Source organism: Pseudomonas grimontii, assembly GCF_007858185.1.
In the GTDB taxonomy this organism is placed as follows: Bacteria; Pseudomonadota; Gammaproteobacteria; order Pseudomonadales; family Pseudomonadaceae; genus Aquipseudomonas; species Aquipseudomonas grimontii.
Map to the genome: position 1 here is coordinate 1 of NZ_VFES01000048.1, position 5,407 is coordinate 5,407.

General features: G+C 51.2%; 2 tRNA genes and 3 rRNA genes. All 5 read right to left on the minus strand.

The features are described 5' to 3' along the window. Window positions 1-12: 12 nt before the first annotated feature. The 5 genes from rrf to FIV39_RS32875 all read right to left on the minus strand — a co-directional run bounded on the left by rrf (window position 13) and on the right by FIV39_RS32875 (window position 5,263). Window positions 13-128: ribosomal RNA gene (rrf, locus tag FIV39_RS32855) — 5S ribosomal RNA — on the minus strand. Between the two features lie 172 nt (window positions 129-300). Beyond that, window positions 301-3,192: ribosomal RNA gene (locus FIV39_RS32860) — 23S ribosomal RNA — on the minus strand. Window positions 3,193-3,441: 249 nt separating this feature from the next. After that, a tRNA-Ala gene (locus FIV39_RS32865) sits at window positions 3,442-3,517 on the minus strand. Between the two features lie 10 nt (window positions 3,518-3,527). Next, window positions 3,528-3,604 (minus strand) — tRNA-Ile (locus FIV39_RS32870). A gap of 122 nt (window positions 3,605-3,726) precedes the next feature. Then, window positions 3,727-5,263, minus strand: a 16S ribosomal RNA gene (locus FIV39_RS32875). The 16S, 23S and 5S rRNA genes sit together here with 2 tRNA genes alongside, the layout of an rRNA operon. Window positions 5,264-5,407 lie beyond the last annotated feature (144 nt).

The following is a 5,407-nucleotide window of genomic DNA, read 5'->3' on the forward strand; positions in this document are numbered from 1 at the left end:
TTCGGAATTTAATCTTGACGATGACCTACTCTCACATGGGGAAACCCCACACTACCATCGGCGATGCATCGTTTCACTACTGAGTTCGGGATGGGATCAGGTGGTTCCAATGCTCTATGGTCGTCAAGAAATTCGGGTACTGAGTCGTGGCCAGTTGGCCTCGCTTCAGCAAATTGGGTATGTGACAGCTTTCGGTGTTTTGTGAACATCGAACTTTCGGTTCGTTGCGTCTTCACACACCGCAATCTGATGCTTCTGCTTGTTTCCAAGTCAGGAGTAGTCAAATTGCTTGGGTGTTATATGGTCAAGCCTCACGGGCAATTAGTATTGGTTAGCTCAACGCCTCACAGCGCTTACACACCCAACCTATCAACGTCGTAGTCTTCGACGGCCCTTCAGGGGACTCAAGGTCCCAGTGAGATCTCATCTTGAGGCTAGTTTCCCGCTTAGATGCTTTCAGCGGTTATCTATTCCGAACATAGCTACCCGGCAATGCCACTGGCGTGACAACCGGAACACCAGAGGTTCGTCCACTCCGGTCCTCTCGTACTAGGAGCAGCCCCTCTCAAATCTCAAACGTCCACGGCAGATAGGGACCGAACTGTCTCACGACGTTCTAAACCCAGCTCGCGTACCACTTTAAATGGCGAACAGCCATACCCTTGGGACCGGCTTCAGCCCCAGGATGTGATGAGCCGACATCGAGGTGCCAAACACCGCCGTCGATATGAACTCTTGGGCGGTATCAGCCTGTTATCCCCGGAGTACCTTTTATCCGTTGAGCGATGGCCCTTCCATACAGAACCACCGGATCACTAAGACCTACTTTCGTACCTGCTCGACGTGTCTGTCTCGCAGTCAAGCGCGCTTTTGCCTTTATACTCTACGACCGATTTCCGACCGGTCTGAGCGCACCTTCGTACTCCTCCGTTACTCTTTAGGAGGAGACCGCCCCAGTCAAACTACCCACCATACACTGTCCTCGATCCGGATAACGGACCTGAGTTAGAACCTCAAAGTTGCCAGGGTGGTATTTCAAGGTTGGCTCCACGCAGACTGGCGTCCACGCTTCAAAGCCTCCCACCTATCCTACACAAGCAAATTCAAAGTCCAGTGCAAAGCTATAGTAAAGGTTCACGGGGTCTTTCCGTCTAGCCGCGGATACACTGCATCTTCACAGCGATTTCAATTTCACTGAGTCTCGGGTGGAGACAGCGCCGCCATCGTTACGCCATTCGTGCAGGTCGGAACTTACCCGACAAGGAATTTCGCTACCTTAGGACCGTTATAGTTACGGCCGCCGTTTACCGGGGCTTCGATCAAGAGCTTCGCGTTAGCTAACCCCATCAATTAACCTTCCGGCACCGGGCAGGCGTCACACCCTATACGTCCACTTTCGTGTTTGCAGAGTGCTGTGTTTTTAATAAACAGTCGCAGCGGCCTGGTATCTTCGACCGGCATGAGCTTACGGAGCAAGTCCTTCACCCTCACCGGCGCACCTTCTCCCGAAGTTACGGTGCCATTTTGCCTAGTTCCTTCACCCGAGTTCTCTCAAGCGCCTTGGTATTCTCTACCCAACCACCTGTGTCGGTTTGGGGTACGGTTCCTGGTTACCTGAAGCTTAGAAGCTTTTCTTGGAAGCATGGCATCAACCACTTCGTTACCTAAAAGGTAACTCGTCATCAGCTCTCGGCCTTAGAATCCCGGATTTACCTAAGATTCCAGCCTACCACCTTAAACTTGGACAACCAACGCCAAGCTGGCCTAGCCTTCTCCGTCCCTCCATCGCAATAACCAGAAGTACAGGAATATTAACCTGTTTTCCATCGACTACGCTTTTCAGCCTCGCCTTAGGGACCGACTAACCCTGCGTCGATTAACGTTGCGCAGGAAACCTTGGTCTTTCGGCGTGGGTGTTTTTCACACCCATTATCGTTACTCATGTCAGCATTCGCACTTCTGATACCTCCAGCAAGCTTCTCAACTCACCTTCACAGGCTTACAGAACGCTCCTCTACCGCATCACTTACGTGATACCCGTAGCTTCGGTGTATGGTTTGAGCCCCGTTACATCTTCCGCGCAGGCCGACTCGACTAGTGAGCTATTACGCTTTCTTTAAAGGGTGGCTGCTTCTAAGCCAACCTCCTAGCTGTCTAAGCCTTCCCACATCGTTTCCCACTTAACCATAACTTTGGGACCTTAGCTGACGGTCTGGGTTGTTTCCCTTTTCACGACGGACGTTAGCACCCGCCGTGTGTCTCCCATGCTCGGCACTTGTAGGTATTCGGAGTTTGCATCGGTTTGGTAAGTCGGGATGACCCCCTAGCCGAAACAGTGCTCTACCCCCTACAGTGATACATGAGGCGCTACCTAAATAGCTTTCGAGGAGAACCAGCTATCTCCGAGCTTGATTAGCCTTTCACTCCGATCCACAGGTCATCCGCTAACTTTTCAACGGTAGTCGGTTCGGTCCTCCAGTTAGTGTTACCCAACCTTCAACCTGCCCATGGATAGATCGCCCGGTTTCGGGTCTATTCCCAGCGACTAGACGCCCTATTAAGACTCGCTTTCGCTACGCCTCCCCTATTCGGTTAAGCTCGCCACTGAAAATAAGTCGCTGACCCATTATACAAAAGGTACGCAGTCACCCAACAAAGTGGGCTCCCACTGCTTGTACGCATACGGTTTCAGGATCTATTTCACTCCCCTCTCCGGGGTTCTTTTCGCCTTTCCCTCACGGTACTAGTTCACTATCGGTCAGTCAGTAGTATTTAGCCTTGGAGGATGGTCCCCCCATATTCAGACAAAGTTTCTCGTGCTCCGTCCTACTCGATTTCATGACTAAGAGATTTTCGCGTACAGGGCTATCACCCACTATGGCCGCACTTTCCAGAGCGTTCCGCTAATCTCAAAGCCACTTAAGGGCTAGTCCCCGTTCGCTCGCCACTACTAAGGGAATCTCGGTTGATTTCTTTTCCTCAGGGTACTTAGATGTTTCAGTTCCCCTGGTTCGCCCCTTACACCTATGTATTCAGTGTAAGGTAACCATCTTATGATGGCTGGGTTCCCCCATTCAGACATCTCCGGATCAAAGTCTGTTTGCCGACTCCCCGAAGCTTTTCGCAGGCTACCACGTCTTTCATCGCCTCTGACTGCCAAGGCATCCACCGTATGCGCTTCTTCACTTGACCATATAACCCCAAGCAATCTGGTTATACTGTGAAGACGACATTCGCCGAAAATTCGATAATACTCAATTAAGAGTTACTCACAAATTTTACCTTAGCCTGATCCGTTACCAGTGAAAGTAACGTTCAGTCTATCTTTCTATCACATACCCAAATTTTTAAAGAACGATCTAATCAAAGACTAGAAATCAACATTCACCATCATACTGATGGAATGCTCATTTCTAAGCTTTCATAACGCAGAAGCAGTAGTGGTGGAGCCAAACGGGATCGAACCGTTGACCTCCTGCGTGCAAGGCAGGCGCTCTCCCAGCTGAGCTATGGCCCCATAACAAAATTGGTGGGTCTGGGCAGATTCGAACTGCCGACCTCACCCTTATCAGGGGTGCGCTCTAACCAACTGAGCTACAGACCCAATTTCGAGCGCAACTGATTAGCTAAGAGCTATCAGCTTGGAGCTTAAAGCTGCTTCTATCGTCTTCTTCAATGAATCAAGCAATTCGTGTGGGAACTTATGGAGCAGCTGATGTCGTCGATTAAGGAGGTGATCCAGCCGCAGGTTCCCCTACGGCTACCTTGTTACGACTTCACCCCAGTCATGAATCACACCGTGGTAACCGTCCTCCCGAAGGTTAGACTAGCTACTTCTGGTGCAACCCACTCCCATGGTGTGACGGGCGGTGTGTACAAGGCCCGGGAACGTATTCACCGCGACATTCTGATTCGCGATTACTAGCGATTCCGACTTCACGCAGTCGAGTTGCAGACTGCGATCCGGACTACGATCGGTTTTCTGGGATTAGCTCCACCTCGCGGCTTGGCAACCCTCTGTACCGACCATTGTAGCACGTGTGTAGCCCAGGCCGTAAGGGCCATGATGACTTGACGTCATCCCCACCTTCCTCCGGTTTGTCACCGGCAGTCTCCTTAGAGTGCCCACCATTACGTGCTGGTAACTAAGGACAAGGGTTGCGCTCGTTACGGGACTTAACCCAACATCTCACGACACGAGCTGACGACAGCCATGCAGCACCTGTCTCAATGTTCCCGAAGGCACCAATCTATCTCTAGAAAGTTCATTGGATGTCAAGGCCTGGTAAGGTTCTTCGCGTTGCTTCGAATTAAACCACATGCTCCACCGCTTGTGCGGGCCCCCGTCAATTCATTTGAGTTTTAACCTTGCGGCCGTACTCCCCAGGCGGTCAACTTAATGCGTTAGCTGCGCCACTAAGAGCTCAAGGCTCCCAACGGCTAGTTGACATCGTTTACGGCGTGGACTACCAGGGTATCTAATCCTGTTTGCTCCCCACGCTTTCGCACCTCAGTGTCAGTATCAGTCCAGGTGGTCGCCTTCGCCACTGGTGTTCCTTCCTATATCTACGCATTTCACCGCTACACAGGAAATTCCACCACCCTCTACCATACTCTAGTCAGTCAGTTTTGAATGCAGTTCCCAGGTTGAGCCCGGGGATTTCACATCCAACTTAACAAACCACCTACGCGCGCTTTACGCCCAGTAATTCCGATTAACGCTTGCACCCTCTGTATTACCGCGGCTGCTGGCACAGAGTTAGCCGGTGCTTATTCTGTCGGTAACGTCAAAACCATCACGTATTAGGTAATGGCCCTTCCTCCCAACTTAAAGTGCTTTACAATCCGAAGACCTTCTTCACACACGCGGCATGGCTGGATCAGGCTTTCGCCCATTGTCCAATATTCCCCACTGCTGCCTCCCGTAGGAGTCTGGACCGTGTCTCAGTTCCAGTGTGACTGATCATCCTCTCAGACCAGTTACGGATCGTCGCCTTGGTGAGCCATTACCTCACCAACTAGCTAATCCGACCTAGGCTCATCTGATAGCGCAAGGCCCGAAGGTCCCCTGCTTTCTCCCGTAGGACGTATGCGGTATTAGCGTCCGTTTCCGAACGTTATCCCCCACTACCAGGCAGATTCCTAGGCATTACTCACCCGTCCGCCGCTCTCAAGAGAAGCAAGCTTCTCTCTACCGCTCGACTTGCATGTGTTAGGCCTGCCGCCAGCGTTCAATCTGAGCCATGATCAAACTCTTCAGTTCAAACATCTTTGGGTTTTTAAGAAACCCTAAACTTGGCTCAGCAATCGTTGGTTATTCTTTGATTTCTCGCGGAGTAACTTGTGATGCTGATAATCTTGTTGACTATCAGTCTGACTCCACAAGCACCCACACGAATTGCTTGAT